26 protein-coding genes are annotated in these 25,361 nt (G+C 69.1%); 15 read left to right on the forward strand and 11 right to left on the reverse strand.

Features of this window, described 5'->3' with window-relative positions; translation table 11 throughout:
- Nucleotides 1-2: 2 nt before the first annotated feature.
- Both E3O50_RS15265 and E3O50_RS15270 read left to right on the forward strand, forming a co-directional pair.
- Complete coding sequence (locus E3O50_RS15265) at nucleotides 3-329, forward strand: thiamine-binding protein (RefSeq protein WP_134449780.1); 327 nt, start codon at nucleotides 3-5, stop codon at nucleotides 327-329.
- A gap of 72 nt (nucleotides 330-401) precedes the next feature.
- A complete protein-coding gene (locus tag E3O50_RS15270; RefSeq protein WP_134560610.1) occupies nucleotides 402-1,682 on the forward strand; it encodes an MFS transporter in 1,281 nt (426 codons plus the stop codon).
- A gap of 92 nt (nucleotides 1,683-1,774) precedes the next feature.
- Here the strand turns inward: E3O50_RS15270 and E3O50_RS15275 are convergent, their stop codons facing one another.
- The 5 genes from E3O50_RS15275 to E3O50_RS15295 form a co-directional block, all read right to left on the reverse strand.
- On the reverse strand, nucleotides 1,775-2,455 hold the full coding sequence (locus E3O50_RS15275; RefSeq protein WP_255454140.1) for a response regulator transcription factor: 681 nt from the start codon (nucleotides 2,453-2,455) through the stop codon (nucleotides 1,775-1,777).
- A 69-nt stretch (nucleotides 2,456-2,524) separates the two neighbouring features.
- A complete protein-coding gene (locus E3O50_RS15280) occupies nucleotides 2,525-3,829 on the reverse strand; it encodes a hypothetical protein (RefSeq protein ID WP_134560614.1) in 1,305 nt (434 codons plus the stop codon).
- Complete coding sequence (locus E3O50_RS15285; protein WP_134560616.1) at nucleotides 3,826-4,995, reverse strand: ATP-binding protein; 1,170 nt, start codon at nucleotides 4,993-4,995, stop codon at nucleotides 3,826-3,828. Before E3O50_RS15285 ends, E3O50_RS15280 begins: the two co-directional genes overlap by 4 nt.
- 217 nt (nucleotides 4,996-5,212) lie before the next feature.
- The gene (locus tag E3O50_RS15290) at nucleotides 5,213-6,718 is read right to left on the reverse strand and encodes a DUF4389 domain-containing protein (protein WP_241975500.1); all 1,506 of its coding nucleotides are present in this window, start codon (nucleotides 6,716-6,718) and stop codon (nucleotides 5,213-5,215) included.
- 159 nt (nucleotides 6,719-6,877) lie between these two features.
- A complete protein-coding gene (locus E3O50_RS15295; protein WP_134560618.1) occupies nucleotides 6,878-8,080 on the reverse strand; it encodes a homoserine O-acetyltransferase in 1,203 nt (400 codons plus the stop codon).
- 165 nt (nucleotides 8,081-8,245) lie between these two features.
- On the opposite strand from E3O50_RS15295, the gene E3O50_RS15300 reads away from it, so the two are divergent.
- Together E3O50_RS15300 and E3O50_RS15305 are read left to right on the forward strand one after the other, a co-directional pair.
- Nucleotides 8,246-8,872: a TetR/AcrR family transcriptional regulator gene (locus tag E3O50_RS15300; RefSeq protein ID WP_134560620.1), complete on the forward strand. Its 627-nt coding sequence runs from the start codon at nucleotides 8,246-8,248 to the stop codon at nucleotides 8,870-8,872.
- Nucleotides 8,873-8,961: 89 nt separating this feature from the next.
- Nucleotides 8,962-9,474: a CarD family transcriptional regulator gene (locus E3O50_RS15305; protein ID WP_134449786.1), complete on the forward strand. Its 513-nt coding sequence runs from the start codon at nucleotides 8,962-8,964 to the stop codon at nucleotides 9,472-9,474.
- A gap of 3 nt (nucleotides 9,475-9,477) precedes the next feature.
- On the opposite strand, the gene E3O50_RS15310 is transcribed toward E3O50_RS15305, so the two are convergent.
- Nucleotides 9,478-9,903, reverse strand: coding sequence for a MarR family transcriptional regulator (locus E3O50_RS15310; protein ID WP_134449787.1), 426 nt, complete (start codon nucleotides 9,901-9,903; stop codon nucleotides 9,478-9,480).
- 147 nt (nucleotides 9,904-10,050) lie between these two features.
- Entirely contained in the window at nucleotides 10,051-11,382 is a 1,332-nt protein-coding gene (locus tag E3O50_RS15315; protein ID WP_134560622.1) for a bifunctional o-acetylhomoserine/o-acetylserine sulfhydrylase, read from the reverse strand.
- 134 nt (nucleotides 11,383-11,516) lie between these two features.
- Here E3O50_RS15315 and E3O50_RS15320 point away from each other — a divergent pair, with 134 nt between their 5' ends.
- On the forward strand, nucleotides 11,517-11,870 hold the full coding sequence (locus tag E3O50_RS15320; RefSeq protein WP_241975498.1) for an alpha/beta hydrolase: 354 nt from the start codon (nucleotides 11,517-11,519) through the stop codon (nucleotides 11,868-11,870).
- A 271-nt stretch (nucleotides 11,871-12,141) separates the two neighbouring features.
- The gene (locus E3O50_RS15325) at nucleotides 12,142-12,924 is read left to right on the forward strand and encodes an SDR family oxidoreductase (protein ID WP_134560626.1); all 783 of its coding nucleotides are present in this window, start codon (nucleotides 12,142-12,144) and stop codon (nucleotides 12,922-12,924) included.
- Between the two features lie 105 nt (nucleotides 12,925-13,029).
- On the opposite strand, the gene E3O50_RS15330 is transcribed toward E3O50_RS15325, so the two are convergent.
- Genes E3O50_RS15330 through E3O50_RS15340 form a run of 3 tightly spaced genes read right to left on the reverse strand, consistent with a single transcriptional unit; the run spans nucleotide 13,030 to nucleotide 17,010 of the window.
- Nucleotides 13,030-14,655 (reverse strand): cation acetate symporter, encoded by a 1,626-nt coding sequence (locus tag E3O50_RS15330; RefSeq protein WP_241975499.1) that lies wholly within the window; start codon nucleotides 14,653-14,655, stop codon nucleotides 13,030-13,032.
- The gene (locus E3O50_RS15335) at nucleotides 14,652-15,008 is read right to left on the reverse strand and encodes a DUF485 domain-containing protein (protein WP_134560628.1); all 357 of its coding nucleotides are present in this window, start codon (nucleotides 15,006-15,008) and stop codon (nucleotides 14,652-14,654) included. The genes E3O50_RS15330 and E3O50_RS15335 overlap by 4 nt, the downstream gene beginning before the upstream one ends.
- A gap of 58 nt (nucleotides 15,009-15,066) precedes the next feature.
- Nucleotides 15,067-17,010, reverse strand: a complete 1,944-nt coding sequence (locus E3O50_RS15340; protein ID WP_277870864.1) for an AMP-binding protein — start codon at nucleotides 17,008-17,010, stop codon at nucleotides 15,067-15,069.
- A 112-nt stretch (nucleotides 17,011-17,122) separates the two neighbouring features.
- Between E3O50_RS15340 and E3O50_RS15345 the strand changes: the two genes are divergently transcribed.
- The 9 genes from E3O50_RS15345 (at nucleotide 17,123) to E3O50_RS15385 (ending at nucleotide 24,667) form a co-directional block, all read left to right on the forward strand.
- The gene (locus E3O50_RS15345) at nucleotides 17,123-17,857 is read left to right on the forward strand and encodes a GntR family transcriptional regulator (protein ID WP_322189561.1); all 735 of its coding nucleotides are present in this window, start codon (nucleotides 17,123-17,125) and stop codon (nucleotides 17,855-17,857) included.
- 85 nt (nucleotides 17,858-17,942) lie between these two features.
- The gene (locus E3O50_RS15350) at nucleotides 17,943-19,478 is read left to right on the forward strand and encodes an MmgE/PrpD family protein (protein ID WP_134449794.1); all 1,536 of its coding nucleotides are present in this window, start codon (nucleotides 17,943-17,945) and stop codon (nucleotides 19,476-19,478) included.
- Nucleotides 19,478-20,389 (forward strand): methylisocitrate lyase, encoded by a 912-nt coding sequence (gene prpB, locus E3O50_RS15355; protein ID WP_134560634.1) that lies wholly within the window; start codon nucleotides 19,478-19,480, stop codon nucleotides 20,387-20,389. The genes E3O50_RS15350 and prpB overlap by 1 nt, the downstream gene beginning before the upstream one ends.
- A 30-nt stretch (nucleotides 20,390-20,419) precedes the next feature.
- Entirely contained in the window at nucleotides 20,420-21,643 is a 1,224-nt protein-coding gene (locus tag E3O50_RS15360; RefSeq protein ID WP_134449796.1) for a bifunctional 2-methylcitrate synthase/citrate synthase, read from the forward strand.
- Nucleotides 21,612-22,223, forward strand: coding sequence for a phosphoribosyltransferase (locus E3O50_RS15365; protein ID WP_134449797.1), 612 nt, complete (start codon nucleotides 21,612-21,614; stop codon nucleotides 22,221-22,223). The genes E3O50_RS15360 and E3O50_RS15365 overlap by 32 nt, the downstream gene beginning before the upstream one ends.
- Nucleotides 22,220-22,969: a Type 1 glutamine amidotransferase-like domain-containing protein gene (locus tag E3O50_RS15370; protein ID WP_134560636.1), complete on the forward strand. Its 750-nt coding sequence runs from the start codon at nucleotides 22,220-22,222 to the stop codon at nucleotides 22,967-22,969. Before E3O50_RS15365 ends, E3O50_RS15370 begins: the two co-directional genes overlap by 4 nt.
- Nucleotides 22,970-22,972: 3 nt before the next feature.
- Nucleotides 22,973-23,668, forward strand: a complete 696-nt coding sequence (locus E3O50_RS15375; protein WP_134560638.1) for a uracil-DNA glycosylase — start codon at nucleotides 22,973-22,975, stop codon at nucleotides 23,666-23,668.
- A gap of 27 nt (nucleotides 23,669-23,695) precedes the next feature.
- Nucleotides 23,696-24,274 (forward strand): GNAT family N-acetyltransferase, encoded by a 579-nt coding sequence (locus tag E3O50_RS15380; RefSeq protein WP_134449800.1) that lies wholly within the window; start codon nucleotides 23,696-23,698, stop codon nucleotides 24,272-24,274.
- Between the two features lie 3 nt (nucleotides 24,275-24,277).
- Nucleotides 24,278-24,667: a hypothetical protein gene (locus tag E3O50_RS15385; protein WP_134449801.1), complete on the forward strand. Its 390-nt coding sequence runs from the start codon at nucleotides 24,278-24,280 to the stop codon at nucleotides 24,665-24,667.
- Nucleotides 24,668-24,695: 28 nt separating this feature from the next.
- Here E3O50_RS15385 and E3O50_RS15390 read toward each other — a convergent pair whose 3' ends face one another.
- Nucleotides 24,696-25,352: a hypothetical protein gene (locus E3O50_RS15390; protein ID WP_134560639.1), complete on the reverse strand. Its 657-nt coding sequence runs from the start codon at nucleotides 25,350-25,352 to the stop codon at nucleotides 24,696-24,698.
- Nucleotides 25,353-25,361: the final 9 nt, after the last annotated feature.

The following is a 25,361-nucleotide window of genomic DNA, read 5'->3' on the forward strand; positions in this document are numbered from 1 at the left end:
TCATGCTCGTCGCCTTTTCCGTCTCGCCCTCCGGAGCCCAGGATGCCGAGGGTTCCGTGCACGACGCCGTCGCCGCGGCCGTCCGGATCGTCCGCGACTCGGGCCTGCCGAACCACACCGACTCGATGTTCACGACGATCGAGGGCTCCTGGGACGAGGTCTTCGCCGTCGTCAAGGCCGCCACGGAGGCCGTCGGCGCCTTCGGGCCGCGGGTGTCCCTCGTTCTCAAGGCGGACATCCGCCCCGGTCGCACCGGCGAGCTGACCGGCAAGGTCGAACGCCTCGAGGTCGCGCTCGAGAACGCACGGGCGGCCGGAGGCGCGGCATAGCAGGCACCGCACGGGCAGGCGGATGCTGCCGGGCGCTTCCCGCCGCAACCGTCCGGCCCTAGGCTGGACCGCATGCCCCCACCCACCGACGGGTCGGCGATTCTGTCTCCGGCCCGCATCCGCCTTGCCCTGCTCTCCCTCGCCCTCGGCGGCTTCGGCATCGGCGCGACCGAATTCGTGGCGATGGGGCTGCTGCCGAACCTCGCGCGGGATCTCCTGCCCGGCCTCTACGCGACAGCGCCGGACGCTGCGAACGCCCAGATCGGCTGGCTGATCTCGGCGTACGCTCTCGGCGTCGTCGTCGGAGCCCCGACGATCGCGGCCGCAGCGGCACGCTGGCCGCGCAAGCAGCTGCTGCTCGCCCTGCTCGCCGCGTTCACCCTCGCGACGATCGCCTCCGCCCTGCTGCCGACGTTCGGGCTCGTGCTCGTGGCCCGGTTCGTGGCCGCGCTCCCGCACGGCGCCTACTTCGGCATCGCCTCGCTCGTCGCTGCCGACCTGATGGGCCCGGGCAAGCGGGCGCGCGGCGTCGCGCTCGTGCTCAGCGGCCTGACCATCTCCAATGTGATCGGCGTGCCCGTGATCACCTGGATCGGGCAGGTGTCCGGCTGGCGGGTCGCCTACCTCGTCGTCGCCGCCGTCTTCGCGGTCACCTTCCTCGCCGTGATCCTGCTCGTGCCGTTCCAGGCGGGTAACGCGCTCGCGACGATGCGCAACGAGCTGAAGGCGTTCGGTCGGCTGCAGGTCTGGTTCGCGCTCGGTATCGGGGCGATCGGCTTCGGCGGCCTCTTCGCCGTCTACACCTATGTCGCCCCGCTCATCATCGAGGTGACCGGCCTCGGCGCGGGCGCCGTTCCGCTCGTGCTCGTGGTCATCGGCCTCGGCATGACCGTCGGCAACCTGCTCGGCGGCCACCTCGCCGACAAGAGCGTCCGCCGCACCCTCTACGGGTTCTTCGCAGTGATGATCGTTGCCCTGGTGGGACTTGCCCTGTCCGCCCAGTTCCTGCCCGGACTCCTGGCCGGCGTCTTCCTCGTCGGCGGCGCGGCGGCCGGGCTGTCCCCGGCCATCCAGACCCGGCTGATGGATGTCTCGCACGACAGCCAGTCCATTGCGGCTGCGCTCAACCACTCGGCCCTCAACATCGGCAACGCGCTCGGCGCGTTCCTCGGCGGCCTGGCCATCGCCGGCGGCCTCGGCTACGTCGCCCCGGTCTGGATCGGCGCGGTCCTGAGCGTCATCGGACTTTCGCTCGCGGTCGTGAGCTTCGCGATCGACCGGTCCTGGCGCCGCAACGGACGGCACGTGCCGTACGGCACCGCCCTCATCGAGGTCGTCACGGACGCCGTTTAACGCCGAAGTCGGAACCTTTCGCGACTCGGGTCGGCGCGGTCTGCGCCTGCGACGGTCACGGAAGACTCCGACAGAGGGTCGGGAGCTCGAGCTCAGTCCGTCTGCAGCAGGATCCCGTCGTGAATCGCGCGCTTCCGCAGCGCGACCTTGGTTCCGACGTCGAAGCCCGCAAGACGGTACTTCTCGCGGATCCGCTTGAGGTAGGACTTGGCGGTCTCCTCGGAGATGCCGAGCTGGTGGGCAACGGCCTTGACGGGCTCGCCGGCACCGTAGAGAGCCATCACGCGGCGTTCCTGTGCGCTCAGTCTCGGCGAACCGCCGCCCGTTCCGGCGCTGAGCGCTTCGTCGAGTTCAGCGGAGATGTACGACTCCCCGTCGAAGGCTGCCCGGATCGCGTCGACGATCATGCCGGCTTCTTCGCTCTTGACGAGGTAGCCGAGTGCCCCGGCGGCGAGTGCCTCGCGCACGAGGCCGGGCTCCGAGTACGTGCTCATCAGGACGGTCTTGACACCGGCCGTCTTGAGGGTCGAGATCTTGAGCGAAACCGGGATGTTGTCCTTGAGATCGAGGTCGAGGAGAACGACGTCCACCGGGAATTCGGGGTGGGTGAGAAGTTCCGGCCACGTCGTCACAGCGGCGACCATGTTGATGTCGTCTGCGGCGCCGCGGATCCACTCCGTCAACGCCCCCAGCAGCATCCGGTGGTCGTCCACGAGAGCAAGCCGGATCGGATTCTCCCGACTGGGCGCCGCCGCCCGGGTCGTCGTGCTGATGTTCGTCACTGTTGCCTCCTGTTGCCTGTGCATCCGACTGGAAGCCCGGCGATGCCGGACCAGAAAATTTCACGCATCTGCGGGATTGTCAATGCTGCACTCGATCTCCACGTGGAGACTGCCACCCCGGCTCGACGCGATGTGCGGGCCAACTACCCGGATAGCTTGCCACGTCTCGGGGTCGACCCGGCGCCGAGGCACACCCGTGGTGGCCAATTCGATGGGGAATCGTAACTTCTGCCGGTCGATCAGGCCATTCGTCGGGCGGATCGGACCGAGGGAGAGGGCGACGGATGCCTCGGGGCGCTGGGTGTCGCTGATCAGGAGCCAGATGGTGCGCAGCAGGGCGTCGCGCTGGGCGGGATCGAGCAGCCCGGCGAGCCCGGCCGGGTCGTTGAGGCTCACCGAGGGGCCGAGGAACTCGGACTCCGTGATGGCGTGGTACAGCCAGGTCTCCCTGCGGCCCTGGATGAGGTGCAGCCGCAACTGGGTCGCGAGCGAAGACGCGGTCGTCGACTTGGCCGCGTTGAGGGGGAGCGCGGTGCGGCCCTTGGACACATCGTCGAGCAAGGTCTCCGCGTCGAGGTCGATCCGCGCGAGTTCCTCGGAGGCGAGCATGCCGACGGCGAACCGCGGCTGGGAGACCGTGCTCTGTACGAGCACGAGGTCCAGTTCGCGCTGCACCATCCGGTGGAACGAGCGGACGATCGCGACGCCGAGGAGCGGGGGTATCACCGCGAGCCCGAACGCGACGAGCTCCGGCGCGAAGGACAGCGGGTTGCTGCGCGGCTCTGTGATCGCGAACACGGCGAGGAGCGTTCCGAGGACGGCTGTGGAAGAGACGACGTCCCTGCCTCGCCGAACGGTCACGAGCGCGATCAGCAGGCTCCCGACCGCGGCGGCGGCGGTCGGGAAGACCCCCCGGTCGGCGCCGGCGTGCGAGCCGGCCAGGTCGAGTGCGATGACGACCGCGCCGGACGCGAGGGCCGCCGCGAACAGCCAGTCGGGCATCCGTGCGGAGAGTCGCTGAACGACGGCGATCGCGAACGCCGTCGCCGCCACGAGGATCACCCACGCCACGAGGGTCGGGACGGGAGTCGTGTACCGGGGCCACTGCTCGACGTACTCCCAGAACAGGTAGGCCGCGACGATGCCGCCGGCGACGGAGAGGCCGATCCCGAGGTGGCGTCCACCGAGGCCGCTCTGGTTGGCGCGCGTCGTCTTGACCGTTCGCTCCGGCCTGCGGAAGCTGCGGCGGCGATCCTGGCGCTCCTGACGTCCGTGTTCTGCGAGCGGGCCGGCTTCGGTGACGGCGCGCCTGGCCGGTCGACGGATGCCGCGCTCCGGCTGCACGGTCACGCCGCGGGTGCTCACTTGGGCACCTCGAGTACGACCGTCGTTCCCGAACCCGGGGACGAGAACAGCCGGGCGTTGCCGCCGACGTCGCGGAGCCTGGCGACGACGGACTCGGCGAAACCGAGGCGTTCCGGGCTCACCGCCGCGAGGTCGAAACCGACGCCGGCGTCGGTCACCATGGCACGAACTGTCGTGTCGTCGTCCGTGATCGTGACGTCGGCGCGGGCGACCCCTGCGTGCCTGCGCACGTTCTCGAGGCACTCGCCCAGGGCGAGCAGGAACGAGTCCAGAACGGTGCTCGGCAGCAGGACCTGGCCGCTCCCGTGCCAGTCCACGTCGAGCCCCATCCGCTTGAAGCGCTGTTTCACGGACTCGAGGGTGCTGCCGAGGGTCGACTCCGACGCGGGTTCGAGCGTGTAGACGCCGGAGCGGTGCGGGGTCGGGAGCCCGCCGAGCCGGAGCTGCCTGAGCAGCCGGGCGTCATCGCCGGCCTGCTGACGCAAGGCGGCGGGGCTCACGCCGACGCCCGAGTGCGCGAGCAGGGTGAGGGTCGCGAGGACGGTGTCGTGCAGGAGCCTGGCGTCCTGCCGGCGCTGGGCCTCGAGCTCGCTCGCGTGCCGTTCGGCGAGGTGCGCACGGCCGATTTCTGCGATGCGCTGCATGACGCGGGGGATGCTCTGCGCGATCCACCATCCGGCGATCGCGATCGCGAACCAGCCGGTGATCGTGAGCATGACCGGGACGAGTGCGTCGGTGCTGAGCCGCGCGGCAGCGAGCACGCTCGCGAGCGTCGCGCCGAAGGCGACGCCCAGCATGATCAGCCGGCGCGAGGTGGTGACGAGTACCAGGGCGATGGAACCGATCGCGGGTGAGGCGACGCACGCTATCACTGCCTGTTCGCCGAGGTTGAGTCCCGATGTTCCCGTGCCGACGAAGCCGATCACGAGGATCATGGCCACCCCGCAGACGACGAGGAGTGCCGCCCATCGCAGGTGACCGTTGCGGCCGAGCAAGTACTGGGCGCCGACGATGACAAGGAGCAGGGGAAGGCTCACGGCGAGCGCCAACCGGTCGAGGCCGCCCGGTATCAGGAGCGCCAGGAACGTGGCGATGGAACCAGCGAGCCCGGTCAGCTGCGCGCCCTTGCGCAGCAGTCGATCCCGTTCCTTGAAAATGCGTTGCATACCCGTCGCATTACCCCTCGTCGTGCTCCAGAAAGCACCATATCCGGATGCGGCCGGTTTCGACGCGCGCGTGGCGCTCAGTTTCACGAATGTGCCTTGTTTACGGGCCACGCGTGCGGGGGGTTCGCCGGGAACGGGGCGAACCGGGGGTATTTGGGCGCGTGCAGGGGGAACAGTTAGGCGCCTCGAGCTTTGTCGGGCCAGCATCCGTGATTCCTCAGGTCGTTTTCACCCTAGCAGCCTCGTCGATTCCCCCCGGTCCGGTGCCCCCCGTTTCGGTCCCGCCCTGGTCGAGGCGGAACGGTGGATAGTCGTCCCGGAAGAGTCCGGTGTACACCACCACACGGAACACCCAGCGGTCGATACCGAGGATGAAATCGAACAGGGACTGCCGGTAGTGGCCCGTGAACAGCAGCATCAGCCCCGCAATGAGCACGAGGAGACCGAGGAGTGATACTCCGGTCGTCGTCGAATAAGTCGTGTCCCCGATCGTGTAGCGAGCGGTCGGGGTGCTCGTCAGGGCGGACACGATGAGGATCTGTGGAATCGCGAGCAGCCACCACTTGACCAGGACAAGCCCCCGGGACAACCGCTCGGGGTAGTCGATGTCGAGGTCGGCTGGGTAGTCGGCCGGGGCGAGAGTGAACGGCGGGTACCTGTCCGTGCCGAGCGCCGAATACGCGTAGAAGGCGACGCGCCAGCTCCAGCGCAGCACGCCGACGTTGAACGTGAAGAGGGCCAGGGGATACCGGCCGGTGAACAGGATGGCGAAGCCCGCGACGATCGTCGTCACGAACGTGGCGAACCAGAGGAAGAACAGCACCACGACGTGCGGGAAGATCAGGATCCATTTCACGAGCCACAATCCCCTGGACACGTCGGGCTGCAGTGTGCCCTCGAGGCGGGCTGGGTAGACCGGACCAGGTGGACCCGTCGCTGCGACAGTTCCCATCGCTCCGGCAGCGCCCATCGCTCCGGCAGTGCCCGTCGTTCCGACAGCGCCGTCGTGGTCGTCCGGCCCCTGTGCGGAGTCGCGCCTCCCGAGGCCCAACGCGCCGAAGACCACGAGGAGCACCCCGGCCACGAGCAGCAGCCCGCCGCCGAGCAACAGGGCGACCGCCGCAGGCACGAAGAGGCCGGACCGGACGCCGGCCCGCGCCTCTACGTCAACGCCCTGCGTCGCATCCGCGTTCATGACGACGACGGCCCAGTCGCCGCTCACGACCGGCCAGACCAGGCGCTGCGTTCCCGGCCCGGAGGCCGCGACCGTCCACCAGGTCTGGCTGCCCGGACGAGCAGGACGTCTGCTGCCGGGCACCTCGCGGTACTCGGTGCGGAATGGCGTGGAGTTCACGGAGGTGAGCTCGCTGTGCGCGACGGATGCGAGGTAGCGTTCCACCTCCGCCCGCGGTGCGATGCCGATGAAGACCCCGGTGCCGCGGGCGCTCGTCGCCTCGAGCATCACGGTCGCGAGCCCGGAGGGCATCCCGCCGGACCCCGCCTGGGTGCTGGTCCCGGTGCCTGAGTCGCTCTCCGTCGTGAGGTTCGGTGAGGTGATCGCATACGAGGCCACGGAGAATGAGCCGCTCGGCGTGGTCAGGAACCCGTCCCTGCCCTGTTGTGCCGCGACCGTTGCAACGGCGACCCCGCCCGCGAGCAAGCCGATGCCGGACACGGCGAGCAGCGTTCCGACGATGACCATGACGACGTAGCCGGCTTTCATCACGGGACTCCTCTTCGCAGGGCGGTCTGGACAAGGCAGGCAGTGGCCGGGCTCCCTGTCAGGGTCGTCCGGAATGCCTGCCCTGTCAATCGCAGGGCGGTAGCGGAAAAGTCGGTGTGATAGCCGGCGGAACCGGCCGACGTCCAGCCGTCGTGAAGGTCAGCGGAGCAGGCGGCCGAGTTGCTCGCCGACGGCGGCATCCTCGATCAGAAAGCCGTCGTGGCCATAGCTCGAGGAGAGCACGACGGGTTCGGTGCCGTCGAGGCCGTTGCGGAGGTGTGCCGCGATCCGGCGCTGGCCCTCGACGGGGAACAGCCGGTCGCTGTCGATTCCGACGACGAGGGTGGTTGCTTCGATCGAGGAGAGGGCCTCGGCGAGGGAACCCCGGCCGCGGGTCACATCGTGGGAGTTCATCGCCTCGACGAGGACGATGTAGCTGTTCGCGTCGAAACGTCGGGTGAACTTGTTGCCGTGGAAGTCGAGGTAGGACTCGACGGCGAACCGGCCGCCGGAGCCGAGCGGGGAGATCCGGCTCTGCCAGCCGCGCTCGAAACGCTCGTTGAGCTCGGACGGGCTGCGGTAGTTCAGCAGGGCCATCCGCCGGGCCAGGGCGAGCCCGCGGGTCGGACCGTCGCCGTCGACGGCGTCGTAGTAATCGCCGGACCGGAACAGCGGGTCGCTGCGGATGGCTTCGATCTGCACCGAATTCAGGGCGATCTGATCGGCCGTCGTCGCGGGCGGCGCCGCGAGGATCGCGAGCCTCTCCACCCGGTCCGGCCGGTCGATCGCCCATTCGAGGGCGTGCATTCCCCCCATCGACCCGCCGACCACGAGGGCCCAGGCGTCGATCCCGATCCGGTCGGCGAATGCGACCTGGGCGGCGACCTGGTCGCGGATGGTCAGGTAGGGGAAGCGGATGCCCCACTCCGAGCCGTCAGGGGCGAGGGACGACGGGCCCGTGCTGCCCTGGCAACCGCCGAGCATGTTCGGTGCGACGACAAAATAGCGGTCGGTGTCGATGGCCAGGCCGGGGCCGACGATGCCGCCCCACCAGCCGGCGGTCGCGTGGCCGGGCCCTGCCGCGCCGAGCAGGTGGCTGTCCCCGGTGAGGGCGTGCAGCACGAGCACCGCGTTGTCCCGCGCGGGGGAGAGTTCGCCCCAGGTCTCGTAGGCGATCCGGACGGCGCCCAGTCGCCCGCCGGCCTCGAGGTCGAGTGCGCCCACGTCCTGGAACCTGCGGTTGCCGACGGGGTCGCCGTCGCGCCACGCGCCCGTCGCCGGGGGCTTGCCGAACAGCGAGCGCGCCTGAGCCTCGGTGATGAAGCTGGACGGGACCGTGTCCGCCGAGGTCTGCCATTCCATATGCCCTCATTCTGCCCGGTCTGACGCGCCAACGTCCCTTTGTTACGCGCGGCTTGTTTCGTGCGGTTGGAGACGTGCGGTTGGAGACGTGCGGTTGTTGCGGCGCTCATCCGGCCCCCTTGCCCACTTCTCGGACAGGTGTCCGAGAAGTGCTAGACTGTCCTGATGACCCGCACCGAGTATGTCCGAGAAAGCGTGGTGCGCGGTACAATCAGCGCCGTGCGTGCCTCGGACCCCCGGGCGGAACGCACCAGGCAGGCCATTTTCACAGCGGTCCGCACGCTCATGACCCAGCGCGTCGCATCCGTCTCGGTCAGCGACATCGTGCGCACGGCCTCGATCAGCCGCAGTTCGTTCTACGCGCACTTCAGCAGCCTCGACGATCTCGCGACCGGGTTCCTCCGCGAGCAGTTCGCCGAGATCGGCGTGTCCGGGTTCGACCTGCTGAGCGACGACCTCACCGGGGCCCAGGCCGCACGGGTCGGCTACCAGCGGCTCATCTCCCACATCGTGGAGCACTACCCGCTGTACTCGAGTGTGCTCGACCTGCCGATCACCCGCACGGCATACGACGACGAGATCGAAGCGTACTCGCGCCGCCTCGTCGAATCGCTCGTCGTGCTCTCCGGCACGCCCAGGGTCGTGCACCCCGAGTCCTTCGCCACCTACGTGGCCGGGGGAGCGCTCACCCTGATCAGCGCCTGGATGCGCGGCCAGCTGGACGTCACGGACGACGAGATCGTCGACCAGCTCGTCGAATTCCTCCCCGAATGGCTGGTCGACGCGGCCTGACGCCGCGAACCCGGCACCCCACACACCACCACACAACCGACCGACGATGGTCGCGAGAACCCCGCATCACCAACGAACAGAGGCAGCATATGAATTTCACCGTGGGAGAAACCCTGGTCTACCCGCACCACGGCGCGGTCACCATCACTGAAATCACGACCCGCGCCGTGAAGGGGATCGAGAAGAAGTTCATGACCCTCACCGTGCACGCGAACGACCTGACGATCAAGCTGCCGATCGAGAACGCCGAGCTCGTCGGCGTGCGCGACGTCATCGACAGCGCCGGCGTCCAGGCCGTGTTCGACGTTCTCCGCGAATCCTTCGTCGAGGAGCCGGGGAACTGGTCGCGCCGGTACAAGGCCAACCAGGAGAAGATGGCGAGCGGCAGCGTCTACCGCGTCGGCGAGGTCGTCCGCGACCTGTGGCGTCGTGACCAGGAGCGCGGCGTGTCCGCCGGCGAGAAGAACATGCTCGTCAAGGCCCGCCAGGTGCTCGTCTCCGAACTCGCACTCGCCCAGAGCTCGACGAGCGAAGAGGCATCCGCCGTCCTCGACACCGTGCTCGCGAGCTCGATCCCCGCGACCGGTACCACGGCGGCCTAGGGATCACTCCGGCTCGCCGGTCCAGCCGAGGTTGCGGGCCACCCGCTCGAGGGTGGCCAGGGTCGTGGCGTAGTCGGCAGGGCTGACGTCCTGGGTCGCGGCATCCCGGTTCACCGATACGACCTCGGCGAGGCGCTGGTAGGCGAGCCTGCCGCGGTCGGTGATCGCGTACCCGGACTCCGACACCGTGACCCAGCCGCTCTCGACGAGTTCGGCGAGGTGTTCGACGACGGTCTCACCCTCGGTGTCGAGGAACGGGGCGACCCCGCTCGTGAGCTGCTCGACCGAGGCCGGTCCGCGGGACAGCATCCCGAGCAGCTGCCACTGCCGCCTCGTCACCCCGTGTTCCTCGAGGGTCGTCGCGAATTGCTCGTTGATCAGTTGGTCGACGAGCTTGAGCCAGTATCCGATCGGTCGCAGGTCAGTCATACCGACAGGATATTCACGGACCCGTCATCCGGATCGTTCTCTGAACCAATTCGACGGAGATTGTGCCTCGCGCGGCCCGAAAACGGCCTGCAACGTACAATTCCGGCAGAATCTCCGTCGAATCGGTCAGGGGTGCTGCGGTGCGGGTCAGGCGTTCGCGCGCGAGGCCTCGACTACGGCGCGGGCGGCGGCGAGCCCGTGCTCGAGGTCGGCCTTGAGGTCGGCGATGTTCTCGATGCCGACGGACAGGCGCACGAGCCCGGGGGTCACGCCGCTCGTGAGCTGCTGCTCCGGCGTGAGCTGGGCGTGGGTGGTCGAGGCCGGGTGGATCACGAGCGAGCGGACGTCGCCGATGTTGGCCAGGTGGCTGAAGAGCTCGAGGTTGTCGACGAGCGCGCGGCCGGCATCCACCCCGCCCTTGAGCTCGAAGGAGACGACCGCGCCGACGCCCTTGGGCGCGTATTTGTTGGCGGTCGCATACCAGGGGCTCGACGGCAGGCCGGCGTAGTTGACCGAGGCGATGTCGGGGTGGCTCTCGAGCCATTCCGCGATGTCCTGGGCGTTCTGCACGTGGCGCTCGATGCGCAGGCTCAGGGTCTCGATGCCCTGGATCAGCTGCCAGGCGCTCGCGGGGGCGATCGCGCTGCCGAGGTCCCTGAGCAACTGAACGCGTGCCTTGATGATGTACGCGATGCCGTCGCCGACCGCGCCCGTGTAGCTGACGCCGTGGTAGGACGGGTCCGGCTCGGTGAGGCCGGGGAACTTCTCGACGTTCTTCGACCACTCGAAGGTGCCGCCGTCGACGATGACGCCGCCGATGATCGTGCCGTGGCCGCCGAGGAACTTGGTGGCGGAGTGGACGACGATGTCGGCGCCGTGTTCGAAGGGGCGGATCAGGTACGGGGTCGCGATGGTGCTGTCGACGATGAGCGGGACGCCGTTCTGGTGGGCGACGTCGGCGACGAGCGAGATGTCGAGCACGTTGATCTTGGGGTTGCCGATGGTCTCGGCGAAGAACAGCTTGGTGTTCGGGCGCACGGCGCGGGCCCACTCTGCTGCATCGTCCTGGTCCTCGACGAAGGTCGTCTCGATGCCGAGCTTGGCGAGGGTGTACTTGAAGAGGTTGTAGGTTCCGCCGTAGATCGAGCTCGAGGAGACGATGTGGTCGCCGGCCTGGGCGATGTTGAGCACGGCGAAGGTCGATGCGGCCTGGCCGGAGGCGAGCAGCAGCGCCGCGGTGCCGCCTTCGAGCGCGGCGATGCGCTCTTCGACGACGGCCTGGGTCGGGTTCATGATGCGGGTGTAGATGTTGCCGAACTCGGCGAGGGCGAAGAGGTTCTGGGCGTGCTGCGCGCTGTTGAACACGTAGGACGTGGTCTGGTAGATCGGGGTGGCGCGTGCGTTGGTGACCGGGTCGGGGTGCGCGCCAGAGTGCACCTGCTTGGTTTCGAACTGCCAGGCGGCCGCGTTTTCGCTCATGAAGAACTCCCTGTAATCCGTGACGAGCGTGGACCGTCCATCGCTCTTGGGTGCGAGTTTAGGCACGCGCTCGCGGGGTCGGCAATGTCGCCGAAACACGGCGTCATCTACGGGTGTGCCGCGGTCCGCCGCTCGTGTACACAGCGGGGTGGCTCAGTCACCTCGAGCTCAGCTGGCAGCTGCCCGAGGAGCGGGCGTTCTACGAGAGTCTGGCGGCGGACCGCCGGCTCATCCGGTACGACCGCGCCGGATGCGGCCTGTCGGCTCCGACGAGCCGGCCGCCGTCGATGGACTTCGAGCTGGAGCAGCTCGCCGCGGTCGTCGCGAAGCTCGGTCCGGAGCCGTTCGACCTCATCGGCACGTCGATGGGTGCGCTGGTCGCTGTGGCGTGGGCGGCGGCGCATCCGGATACCGTGCGACGGCTGGTGCTCCACGGCGGCGCGTCCGTCGCCTGTGCGGAGACGCTCACGTCGATAGCGGATGGGTGACGGGAGTCGCCCGCCCGATCCACCTCGGTGCACGAGTCCAGGTCTGGGAGGTGAGGATCAGCGACGGCCGCGACCGTCTCGTCTGCGTTTCGCGGTGCACGCTCGCGGTGATCGACAGGCCTAGCGACTACGTATCACCGCAGCTGCGCCGATCGCCGGACTGAGCGCGCAGGCGAGCGATGGCCGGGCGAACGACAGGGAAGCACGGCGTCATCTACCGGGTGTGCCCCGGGTGTGCCCCGACCGCCGCTCGTGCCGCCAGAATGGGACCATGGCAAACAAGCGAGTTGTAGTGACCGGTGCGAGTTCGGGAATCGGGGCGGCCACGGTGCGACTGTTCCGGGCCCACGGCTGGGACGTCGTCGGCGTGGCCCGGCGTGCCGACCGGCTCGCGGCCCTCGCAGCGGAAACCGGCGCCGATGTCTTCACGGCCGACCTGACGGTGCAGGCGGACGTCGACGCCCTCCGCGACTATCTCGCGGCATCCGGCCCCGTGCACGCCCTCGTGAACAACGCCGGCGGCGCCCGCGGCCTCGACAGCGTCGAGACCGCCCCTGTCAAAGACTGGGCCTGGATGTTCGAGATCAATGTGCTTGCGGTCAAGCGGGTCACGAGTGCCGTGCTCCCGCTGCTGCGAGAGACACTCCGCACGGATGCCGCTGGCAGCGCCGATATCGTCACGGTCACCTCCATCGCCGGGCACGTCGCGTACCTCGGCGGTGGCGGATACAACGCCGCCAAGTTCGCGGCCCACGCCCTCGTGGAGGTGCTGCGGCTCGAGCTCAACGGCGAGCCGATCCGGGTGATCGAGATCGCGCCCGGCATGGTCAAGACCGAGGAATTCGGCCTCGTCCGCTTCGGCGGCGACACGGAAAAGGCCGCTGCCGCATACGCCGGCGTGGAGCACCCGCTCACCGCGGAGGACATCGCCGAGACGATCGTGCTGAGCGTCGAACTGCCCGCCCACGTCAACCTCGACCTGATCACGGTCAAGCCCGTCGCCCAGGCGGCCCCGACGCGCGTCGCGCGCGGCCCCCTCGTCCCGAAGGACTGACCCGCGGCATCCGCTGGCCCGGCCAGACCCGGCCCGTGAACCGCACTCTTCCGGTCGAGAGTCACCCGTGGAGCGGGAACTCTCGACCGGAAAGGAAACTGCGGGCTAGTGCTCGACGGCCTTCTCGGCGCCGTGGCCGGTGAGGGAGCGGACTGACATCTCGGCGGCGAGGAGAGGGTCCTCCTTGCGGGTGCTCGTGACGGAGCCGAGCCAGCCGAGGAAGAAGCCGATCGGGATCGAGACGATGCCGGGGTTGCTGAGCGGGAACCACGCGAAGTTGACCCCAGCGCCGAACATCGACGTCGGCGTGCCGGAGAACACCGGGGAGAAGATGATCAGGATCATCGCAGCGGCGAGGCCGCCGTACATGCTCCAGACCGCTCCGCGGGTGGTGAAGCCGCGCCAGAACAGTGAGTAGAGGATCGTCGGGAGGTTCGCGCTCGCCGCGACGGCGAAGGCGAGCGCCACGAGGAACGCGATGTTCTGGCCCTGCACGCCGATGCCGCCCGCGATCGCGAGGATGCCGATCACGATGACGGTGCGGCGGGCGACCTTCACTTCGCTGTCCGGGTCGCCCTTGCCCTTCTTGATCACGCTCATGTAGATGTCGTGCGCGAACGAGGTCGCCGCGGTGATCGTGATGCCGGCGACGACCGCAAGGATCGTCGCGAAGGCGATCGCCGAGATGAAGCCGAGCAGGAGCGGTCCTCCGAGCGCGAGCGAGAGGAGCGGCGCCGCGGAGTTGACCCCGCCGGGAGCCGCCGCGATGACGTCCGCGCCGACGAGCGCCGCTGCGCCGAAGCCGAGCACGAGGGTGAAGAGGTAGAACGCGCCGATGAGCCAGATCGCCCAGACCACGGAACGACGGGCCTCCTTGGCGCTCGGGACCGTGTAGAAGCGCATCAGCACGTGCGGCAGGCCCGCGGTGCCGAGGACGAGCGCGATCGCGAGGGAGATGAAGTCGAGCGGATTGTGCCCGTACTTGAGCCCCGGCACGAGGATGGCCTCAGCGGGCTTGCTGATCGAGGCCGCGACGGCAGAGTCGAGCAGTCCGGAGAAGTTGAAGCCGTTGATCGCGAGCACCCAGATCGTCATCCCGAGGGCTCCGATGATCAGGAGGAACGCCTTGATGATCTGGACCCAGGTGGTGCCCTTCATCCCGCCGATGAGCACGTAGAGGATCATCAGGCCGCCGACAACGACGACGACGACCGACTGGCCGAGCTTGTCGTTGATGCCGAGCAGCAGCGACACGAGTCCGCCGGCGCCGGCCATCTGGGCGAGGAGGTAGAAGAAGCACACGGCGAGGGTCGTCGTGGCTGCCGCGACCCTGACCGGGCCCTGCTTGAGCCGGAACGAGAGCACGTCGGCCATCGTGTACTTGCCGGTGTTGCGCATCAGCTCTGCGACGAGCAGCAGGGCGACGAGCCACGCGACGAGGAACCCGATCGAGTACAGGAAGCCGTCGTACCCGCTGATCGCGATCGCTCCGACGATGCCGAGGAAGGACGCCGCCGAGAGGTAGTCTCCCGCGATCGCGAAGCCGTTCTGCGGTCCGGTGAAGGACCGGCCGCCGGTGTAGTAGTCCGCGGCGGAACGGTTGTTGCGGCCCGCCCGGATCACGACGATCAGGGTGACGGCCACGAAGGCGAGGAAGATCGAGATGTTCAGGACGGGGTTGGTCTCCGTGGCCTTCACGGCGGTCTGGACGATCATGGCGCCGGCGCTCATTTCTGCTCCATCTTTTCGAGCTCTGCGCGGAGCGCTGCGCCCATCGGGTCGAGGGTCTTGTTCGAGAAGGACACGTACCACATGGTGATCGCGAAGGTCGTGACGAACTGGCCGAGGCCGAGCACGAGGCCGAGGTTGACCGATCCGACGACCGGGATGGCCATCACGGCGGGCAGGTAGGCGGCGACGAGCACGAACCCGAAGTACCAGACCAGGAAGAACACGGCGAGCGGGATCACGAACCGGTTCCTCCTCCTCTTCAGCTCGAGGAAGCGGGGCGATTGGGCGAAAGCGACGTAGTCGATCGACGACGGCGTCGCTCCCGGTCGTGCATCTCTCAGTGATTCCGTCATGGGGGCTCCTTTGCTCCGGTGAGGATGATGCTGGGTGGTGCGGTCTGGGGGAGAGGATTCAGCTGGTGTGGGCGGTGCCGTGCACGGCGAGTTTGAGCGCGTCGAGCACGGCAGGGTCCTCGATCGTCGGGGGAACCGTGTACGGCTCGCCGTCGACGATCTGGCGGATCGTCTTGCGCAGGATCTTGCCAGAGCGGGTCTTCGGCAGCCGGTCGAGGATCGTCACGTCACGGAAGGCGGCGACCGGGCCGACGTGCTCGCGCACGAGTCCGACGAGTTCCTTGGCGAGGGTGTCGTGGTCGATCGTCGCCCCGGCCTTGAGCGTCACGAAGCCCGCGGCGCGCTGGCCCTTGAGCGGGTCGTGCACTCCGAGCACGGCGCACTCCGCGACCGACGGATGCAGGGTGAGTACCTCCTCGAGGGATCCGGTCGACAGCCGGTGCCCGGCCACGTTGATCACGTCGTCGGTGCGGCCCATGACGTAGAGGTAGCCGTCGGCGTCGAAATGGCCGGAGTCGCCCGTCGCATAGTAGCCGGGGAAGGCGGAGAGATAGGCGCTCGCATACCGCTCCGCGCTGCCCCAGACACCGAGCAGGGTTCCGGGCGGAAGCGGCAGGCGGATGGCGATGTTGCCCTCCTTGCCGACCTTCGTCACGGGCCGGCCCTTCGAGTCGAGGATCTCGATGGCGTAGCCCGCGACCGGGAACGTCGCCGATCCCGGCTTGGTCGGAACTTCCTCGATGCCGCGCGGGTTCGCGCAGATCGCCCAGCCTGTCTCGGTCTGCCACCAGTGGTCGATCACCGGGCAGTGCAGCCCGTCGTTCGCCCAGTGGTACGTCTCGGGGTCGAGTCGTTCCCCGGCGAGGAAGAGGCCGGTCAGGCTCGAGACGTCGTACTTCTGCAGCTCGGCGAGCTCGGGGTCGACCCGGCGTATGGCCCGGATCGCGGTCGGGGCGGTGAAGAGCACGGTGACCTTGTAGTCCTCGACGACCCGCCAGAAGGCGCCGGCGTCGGGGGTGCCGATCGGCTTGCCCTCATAGATGACGGTCGTCGCCCCGACGAGGAGCGGCGCATAGACGATGTAGGAGTGCCCGACGACCCAGCCGACGTCCGAGGCCGCCCAGAAGACGTCTCCGGGCCCCGCGGCGTAGATGTTGCGCATCGACCAGGCGAGCGCGACGGCGTGTCCGCCGTTGTCGCGCACGATGCCCTTCGGATTCCCGGTCGTTCCCGAGGTGTAGAGGATGTACAGCGGGTCCTCAGAGCGGAGGCTCACGGGTTCGGCAGGGGTCGCGGCATCCTCTTCGGTCGCCCAGTCGAGCCAGGTGACGGCGTCCGTGCCCGTGTCCGTGTCCGTGCCCGTGACGGCGTAGTCCGCCGCGCTCCCGGGGATCGACTCGCGGTCCCGCACGATGACGGTGCGGACCGAACCCTGCGACCGGTCAAGCGCCTTCTTCACGAGCGGCAGGTATTCGACGACGCGGCCGGGCTCGAGCCCGCCCGATGCGGTCACGATCACGGTGGGCCGGGCGTCGTCGATCCGCACGGCGAGTTCGCTCGCCGCGAAGCCGCCGAAGACCACGGAGTGCACGGCGCCGATCCTGGCGCACGCGAGCATGGCCACGATCGCCTCCGGGATCATCGGCAGGTAGACGATCACCCGGTCGCCGACGCCGACGCCCTGGGCGCGCAGCACCCCGGCGAACCGGGAGACGCGGTCGAGCAGCCGGCTGTAGCTGATGCTGACCCGGGTGCCGCTCATCGCGGAGTCGTAGATGACCGCGGCCTGGTCGCCGCGGCCGGCGAGCACGTGCCGGTCGAGGGCGTTGTAGCTCGTGTTGAGCTCGCCGTCCGGGAACCAGCGCCAGGTCCCGGGCTCGCGCTCCTCGAGCGCGGTGCGCGGGGGCACGGTCCAGTCGATGAAGGCGGATGCCTCGAGCCAGAAGTCGGCGCGGGTCGCGGCATCCGTCGAGCGCAGCCAGGAGTCGCGGTAGCTCCCCACCGTGCCTGTCGCTGTGTATGTCACTGTGAACCTCCCCATTGAAGCTCCTATGTATACATAGAATTCAGGAAGTCTTGCACACGCCGGGTAAAAAGGGAATAGCATGGCGTCTGTGTATACAGAAACCCCAACGTCGGGGAACACCACTCCGGTGGGTACCCGCACGGCCGCACCGCCGGTCGCCGTCGTCAGCGCGAGCGAACGCGCGTACCGGCAGCTGCGCGACGAGATCCTCGACGGAGTCCTCGCCCCGGGCGCCGGCCTCCTCGAGGTCGAGCAGTCCGACCGCATCGGCGTCTCGCGCACCCCGCTCCGGGCCGCCATCGCCCGCCTGATCGCCGACGGGCTCGTCGCCGGCCGCGCCGGCCGCGGATTCATGGTCACGGAGATGTCCGTCGACAGCATCCACGAACTGTACGAACTCCGCCGCGCCCTCGAGGAGCACGCGGCCAGGATCGCGGCGACCCGGCGCGACCCCCACGTCTTCCTCGAGCTGCGCGACCAGTTCCGCACGGCACCCGAACTGCTGCTGCTGGGCGAGGCCGGACTGCACCGGTACTACGAGCTCATCGACGACTTCGACGACGCGCTCGACGCGGCAGTCGGCAACCCGTTCCTCGTCACCGCGCTCGCCAACGTGCGCACCCACCTCGCCAGGATCCGCAGGCTCGCCAGGCACAACCCGGCCCGGCTGCGGGCGGCGGCGGCCGAGCACCTGCTCATCATCGAGGCCATCGTCGCCGGTGATACCTCGCTCGCCGCCCACGCCACCCACGTCCACCTCCACCAGAGCCTCAGCAACGTCCTCGCCGCGCTCGAGGCGAACCCGGCCGCCCAGGCCGACTGAAGCACCAGCGCCCACCCGAACCAGCGCCCACCCGAACCACCGCCCACCCGAACCACCGTCCAACCGAACCACCGAAGGGAACCCTGTGCAGCTTCACGATGTTCGAGTCCACCGCAGCGACGAAGACCTGGCCCGCACGGATCAGCTCGCCTGGAAGATCGCCGAGTGCGCGTCCGACCCGGTGGAGGTCTCCGCCGAGGTGACCGAGATGATCATCAACCGGGTCATCGACAATGCCGCCGTCGCAGCGGCCTCGCTCACCCGGCGACCGGTCGTCGCCGCGCGCTCGCAGGCGCTCGCGCATCCGCGCTCCTTCAACGGCGTCGGCGCGACCGTGTTCGGCGAACAGCGTTCCCGCCGGGTCTCGCCGGAATGGGCGGCGTGGGCCAACGGCGTCGCCGTCCGCGAGCTGGACTATCACGACACCTTCCTCGCCGCCGAGTACTCCCACCCCGGCGACAACATCCCGCCGGTCCTCGCCGTCGCCCAGCACCTCGCCGTCACCCGCGGCCTGAGCGGGCGGGACCTCGTGCGCGGGATCGCGACCGGCTACGAGATCCAGATCGACCTCGTGCGGGCGATCAGCCTGCACGCGCACAAGATCGACCACGTCGCCCACCTCGGCCCGTCGGCCGCCGCCGGGATCGGCACCCTGCTCGGCCTCGACACCGAGACGATCTTCCAGGCCATCGGCCAGGCCCTGCACACCACAACGGCCACCCGGCAGTCCCGCAAGGGTGAGATCTCGAGCTGGAAGGCGTACGCGCCCGCATTCGCCGGCAAGATGGCCGTCGAATCCGTCGACCGCGCCATGCGCGGCGAGACGAGTCCGACCCCGATCTACGAGGGCGAAGACGGCGTCATCGCGTGGCTCCTCGACGGTCCGGAGGCTTCCTACCAGGTCGCCCTGCCGGGCCGGGGCGAGGCCAAGCGGGCCATCCTGGACAGTTACACGAAGGAACACTCCGCCGAGTACCAGGCCCAGGCCCTCATCGACCTCGCCCGCAAGCTCTACCGCGAGCACCCGGAACTCGCCGACCCGGCCAACATCACCCGGATCGTGATCCACACGAGCCATCACACCCACAACGTGATCGGCTCCGGTGCGAACGACCCGCAGAAGTACGACCCGAGTGCGACAAGGGAGACCCTCGACCACTCGATCCCGTACATCTTCACCGTTGCACTGCAGGACGGCAGCTGGCACCACGTCGACTCCTACCGGCCGGAACGCGCGAGCCGCGCGGACACCATCGCCCTCTGGAACAAGGTCACGACCGAGGAGGACGTCGAGTGGACCCGGCGCTACCACTCGCTCGACCCCGCCGAGAAGGCCTTCGGCGGCCGGGTAGAGATCGAGCTGGCCAATGGCAAGCGGATCGTCGACGAGCTCGCCGTCGCCGACGCGCATCCGCTCGGCGCGCAGCCCTTCGGCCGGGCGGAGTACATTGACAAGTTCCGCACCCTCGCCGCGGGCGTGCTCGAGGAGGGCGAGATCCTGCGCTTCCTCGACGCCGCCGAACGCCTGCCCGACCTCGCCGCCGACGACCTCGACCAGCTCACCATCGTGGCCCGCAACGGCCTGCTCACATCGGTCCCCATCCCGAATGGAATCTTCTGATGTTGTATTCGACACGCACCCCCGCCGCCAAGCGCGAGGGTTTCCGCCGCGACCTGGCCAGCGGACGCCTGCTCCGGTTCCCCGGGGCATTCAACCCGCTTTCCGCCCGCCTGATCGAGGCGAAGGGGTTCGAGGGCGTCTACATCTCCGGCGCCGTGCTCTCCGCAGACCTCGGCCTGCCCGACATCGGCCTGACCACCCTCACCGAGGTCGCCGGGCGCAGCCAGCAGATCGCCAGGATGACCGACCTGCCCGCGATCGTCGACGCCGACACCGGATTCGGCGAGCCGATGAACGTCGCGCGCACCGTGCAGACCCTCGAGGACGCCGGCCTCGCCGGGATGCACATCGAGGACCAGGTCAACCCGAAACGCTGCGGCCACCTCGACGGCAAGCAGGTCGTCGACCTCGAGACGGCCAGCAAGCGCATCCGCGCGGCCGTCGATGCCCGCAGGGACCCGAACTTCCTCGTGATGGCGCGCACCGACATCCGTGCCGTCGACGGTCTCGCCGCGGCCGTCGACAGGGCGAAGGCACTCGTCGACGCGGGCGCAGACGCGATCTTTCCCGAGGCGATGGCGTCGCTCGCCGAATTCGCGGCGATCCGTGCGGCCGTCGACGTGCCCGTGCTCGCGAACATGACCGAGTTCGGCAAGGGGGAGCTCTTCACCGTGCAGCAGCTCGCCGATGTCGGGATGAACCTCGTGATCTTCCCCGTCTCGCTGTTGCGCCTCGCGATGGGCGCCGCAGACCGCGGCCTCGACGCGATCGTCGAACACGGCTCGCTCGAGTCGATGCTGCCCGAGATGCAGCACCGCTCGAAGCTCTACGAACTGCTCGACTACGAGTCGTACAATCACTTCGACTCCGGCGTTTTCAATTTCACCCTCAACCCCACCCTGCCCGCGTAACCACGCACTCACCGCACGCGAAGGAGCGACATGAGTCAGAACGAACCAGCCGTCACCGAACCGACGGTCTACAAGGGCCTCGCCGGAATCGTGGTCGACCGCACCCGCGTCTCGAAGGTCAACGACCTGTCGAACTCCCTGCTCTACCGGGGCTACCCGGTGCAGGAACTCGCCGCGCAGAAGAGCTTCGAGGAGGTCACCTACCTGCTCTGGAACGGCGAACTCCCGACGCCCGACGAGCTCGCCGCGTTCGAAGACGAGGAGCGGTCCCTCCGCCACCTCCAGCCCGCCGTGCGCCGCGTGATCGACGAGCTTCCCCTGACCGCGCACCCGATGGACGTCGTGCGGACCGCCGTGAGCCTGATCGGCGCCTTCGACCCGCAGGTCGACGACGCCTCCCCGGAGGCGAACAAGGCCAAGGGCCTGCGGCTCTGGTCCCAGATGCCCGCGATCGTCGCCTACGACCAGCGCCGCCGCCACGGGCTCGAGCCGATCGAACCGCGCGACGACCTCGGCTACTCGGCGAACTTCCTGTTCATGACCTTCGGCGAGGTGCCGGAACTCGTCGTCGTCGAGGCCTTCGACGTGTCGATGATCATGTACGCCGACCACTCCTTCAACGCATCCACCTTCACCGCGCGCGTGATCACGTCCACGATGAGCGACCTGCACTCGGCGATCACCGGGGCGGTCGGCGCCCTCAAGGGTGCGCTGCACGGCGGCGCCAACGAAGCCGTGATGCACACGTTCGAGCAGATCGGCCTCGGCGAAGGCTCCGGCGAACGAGCGGATGCCTGGCTCAAGGAGACCCTCGACGCGCATCACAAGGTGATGGGTTTCGGGCACCGCGTCTACAAGCACGGCGACTCCCGGGTGCCGACGATGAAGACCGCGCTGCTCACCCTGGTCGAGCACTACCAGCGCCCGGACCTGATCGAGCTCTACGAGCGCCTCGCGGCGGGGATGAAGGAGCGCACCGGCATCCTGCCGAACCTCGACTACCCGTCGGGACCGGCGTACTACCTGATGGGCTTCGACACCCTGACCTTCACGCCCCTCTTCGTGGCCTCCCGGATCGCCGGCTGGACCGCGCACATCATCGAACAGACCGCTTCGAACTCCCTGATCCGGCCGCTCTCGCTCTACGACGGGCACCCGGAACGGCACCTCGCCGCTGAACCGGAACCCGACCTCCAACCGGCCGGTGACCTACCATTGGACAATGGCATTCGAAGCAGACGACTCAGCAACTGACACGACCGGCATCCAGCGGGAAATCCTCGGCTGGGAGGACTTCGCCGCTGCCTCGCGGCAACTGGCCGTCGACGTGCTGTCGAGCGGATTCCACCCGGACGTCGTGATCGCGATCGCGCGCGGCGGCCTGCTGCTCGCGGGCGCGATGTCGTACGCGCTCGGCACGAAGAACTGCGGCAGCATCAACGTGCAGTTCTACACCGGGGTCGACGAACGCCTGCCCGAGCCGGTGCTCTCCGGTCCGATGCTCGACGCGCCGGCACTTGCCGGACTCAGCGTGCTGCTCGTCGACGACGTCTCCGACTCGGGGCGCACCCTCGCGCTCGTGCTCGCGATGTTGCGGGAGTCGGCGGCCGAGGTGCGCTGCGCGACCCTGTACACCAAGCCGCGCACGGTCCTCGTCCCGGACTACACCTGGCGCGAGACCGACGACTGGATCGTGTTCCCGTGGTCGGCGCTGCCGATCGTCGACGCGCCTGAAGTGACGGCCCTGCTCGCCCCCATCGTCGCGACCGTCGTCGCCCCCTCCGCAGTGGAGAATGTCGTCGTCGCGCCTGCCGTTGCGGGCGTCGTCGCATGAGCATCCACCTCGTCGGCGGCGGCTGGGCCGCCGAACACAGCGCGGCCGTGTTCGGTCCGTTCCTCGCCGAGGCGACCGTGCGTGCCACGGCGGCCGGTCGCGACGAACCCCGGATCGCGATCATCGCGGTGCGTGCGCCCGGCACCGCTGCTGTTGACGACGCTGTTGACGACGCCGCCCAGCACGCCGCGAAGCTCGCCGAGGCGCTCGGTGCGGCCGGGGTCTTCGAGGCGAAGATCACCGAACTCGCACTGAGCGACGCGGCGACCCTGCCCGCGATCGCGGACGTCGACGGCATCATCGTCGGCGGTGGGCTCACGCCCGCCTACCTTGCCGCACTCACCCCGATCGCAGGCGAGATCCGCCGCCAGGTGTCCGCCGGCGTGCCGTACCTCGGCTACTCCGCCGGTGCCATGATCGCCGCAGAGCGTGCCCTCGTCGGCGGCTGGCGCCTGGGCGAGGTCGAGGTCAGCGCGGAAGCAGCCTCTGAAGGCCTCGACGAACTCACCATCCAGCCCGGCATCGGCCTGCTCGACGTCACCGTCGACGTGCACGCCGCCCAGTGGGGAACCCTGTCCCGCCTCATCGCCGCAACGGAAGCCGGCCTCATCGACGGCGGCCTCGCTGTCGACGAGAACACCGCGCTCATCGTCGGGGAGGGCGCCCTCCGTGTCGTCGGCTCCGGCAGCGTCTGGCGGGTCAGCCAGTCCGAGAACGGCGTGCTCGTCAGCACCTTCGGCGCCTAGGCCGTGATCGACCCGTCGTCGATCGACCCGTCATCGGTCGACCCGTCATCGGTTGACCCTGGCTGGGCAGCGGCCCTCGCCCCCGCGGCGGGCGCGCTGGCCCAGGCGACCGGTTTCCTCGACGCCGAGTCGGCCGCCGGGCGACCCTGGCTGCCGGCGCCGGCGACCGTGCTGCGCGCCTTCCGCGAACCGTTCCGGGCGGTACGCGTGCTCCTGGTCGGCCAGGACCCGTATCCGACGCCGGGGCATCCGCTCGGCCTCGCCTTCGCGGTCGATCCCGCCGTGCGGCCCTTGCCGCGGAGCCTCGTGAACATCGGTGCCGAGCTCCAGTCGGACGTCGGGGTGACCCTGCGCACCGGAGACCTCTCGGCCTGGTCGGCCCAGGGAGTGCTGCTGCTCAACCGGGTGCTCACCGTGCGCGCCGGCGAGCCGGGTTCGCACCGCGGGCACGGCTGGGAGGCCGTCACGGACCAGGCCATCCGTACCCTCGTCGCCCGCGGCACGCCCCTCGTCGCGATCCTCTGGGGGAAGGACGCCGCGAGGCTGCGGCCGTTGCTCGGCAACACCCCGGTGATCGAGTCGGCGCATCCGAGCCCGCTGTCCGCGCGGCGGGGCTTTTTCGGGTCGAGGCCCTTCAGCCGCGCGAACGCGCTCCTCGCCGAGCAGGGCGCAGCGCCCGTCGACTGGACACTCGGGTAATCTGGAAGTCCGTGGGAGGAGCCAGCCATGCTTGAAGAGGAATACCAGCCGCGCCGGCAGTTGCCCAGGCACCTGCGCCCGGCGCCGGAGACCGAGGCTCCGTTCGAGTACTCGATGCGGGACGCGCTGATCACCGACCTGCCGTACATCCGCGAGATCTACAACTACTACGTCGCCAACAGCACGGTCACCTTCGACGTCGACCCGATGACCCTCGCCGCCTGGCGCAGTAAGTTCTACTACCTCGGCAAGCTCGGCATGCCCTTCATCGTGGCCGTGTCGCCCGCCGGTCAGATCCTCGGCTACGCGCTCGTGACGCCGTGGAAAGAGAAGCGCGCGTTCCGGTTCACCGTCGAGAACTCGATCTACCTCGGAGCGGCCTCGACAGGCAAGGGACTCGGCCGGGTGCTGCTCGGCGAGCTCATCACGCGCTCCAAGGATGCGGGCCTCAAGGAGATCATCGCCGTGATCGCCGACCAGGGCGCCGACGCGTCGATCAAGCTGCACCTCGACTTCGGGTTCAAGGAGATCGGCCGGATGGGCAAGGTCGGCTTCAAGTTCGACCGCTGGCTCGGAACCGTGCTGCTCCAGAAGAGCCTGAAGTAACCCGTGACCGATCCGGAGGTCTCGTTCGAGCTGCCGCCTCGACACACCGTGCTGCGGTCCTTCGCTGGGCACCTCGAAGCGCCGCCGGAGACCGTGTTCGTGCGGCTGCTCGCGGCGCTGATGCCCGCACCGAGCGAGGGGGTCGCCACGATCAACCGGCATTTCCGGGCCGATCCCGCCGAGCGCCTGATCGTGGTGCAGGGGGACTGGTGGTACCGAGGCGAGTACCGCGTGCTCGCGGAGGAGGAGGGTTCGCTCGTGCAGTACGAGATCATCAACGTCGCCCAGGCCTTCCACGCCGCCGGTGCGCTCACGGCCCGCTCGGAGCTCCGCGCGGCACCCCGCGCGTTCCAGACGCTGCTGACCAAGGTCGGCGGCCCGCTCGCCCGCTGAGCAGCACTGCCCCGTCCGGGGGCGCGGGTCAGGGCGTGAGATGCAGCGTGAACTCGGGTCCGCCGAGAAGCACGGCGAGCACGGATGCCCCGAGCCCGCCGGCGAGGAGCAGCCCAGGGTGGGCGAGCCCCACGATCGTGGATCGTAAGCGCGGGCTGGTCCGCAGGAAGTCCTCCGGAACCGCGTGCGCCTCCGGCAGTTCGCGCCAGCCGCGCAACCGCCGCAGGAACCAGCTGCACCGAACGACGAAGGCCATCCACAGTACGAGCAGTACCACCGGGATCGCCGCGAGCATGAGCGTGAAGCCGAGCCCGGTCACCTCGGCGTCATTGTCGTCGGCCGCGGCCTGGATCGCTGTCGAGATCGACGAACTCGCGACCACGGACACCCCCCAGACCAGGAATGCCGCACACAGCGCGAGGAATCGCACGAAGAAATGGCCGAGCACCGAGTCGTTCGCGGGCGGAAGGTGGTCGCGCGGTGTGGCCGCGAGCAGCCACACTGTCGCCGCGAGGGCCGGCAGCGCGGCGAGCAGCACGACCGCGTACCAGCCGGGACCGGGAACCCAGGGCGAGAGGGCGTCGGAGGCGACCACGACACCCCAGAGGGCCAGCCAGGCCCAGCCCGACCGCAGCGGATGCCGAACGAGCCACGCCGGCAGCATCCGCTCGAGCACCGCAGTCATGCGGACACT

The organism is Cryobacterium sp. MDB1-18-1, assembly GCF_004402735.1.
GTDB lineage: Bacteria > Actinomycetota > Actinomycetes > Actinomycetales > Microbacteriaceae > Cryobacterium > Cryobacterium glucosi.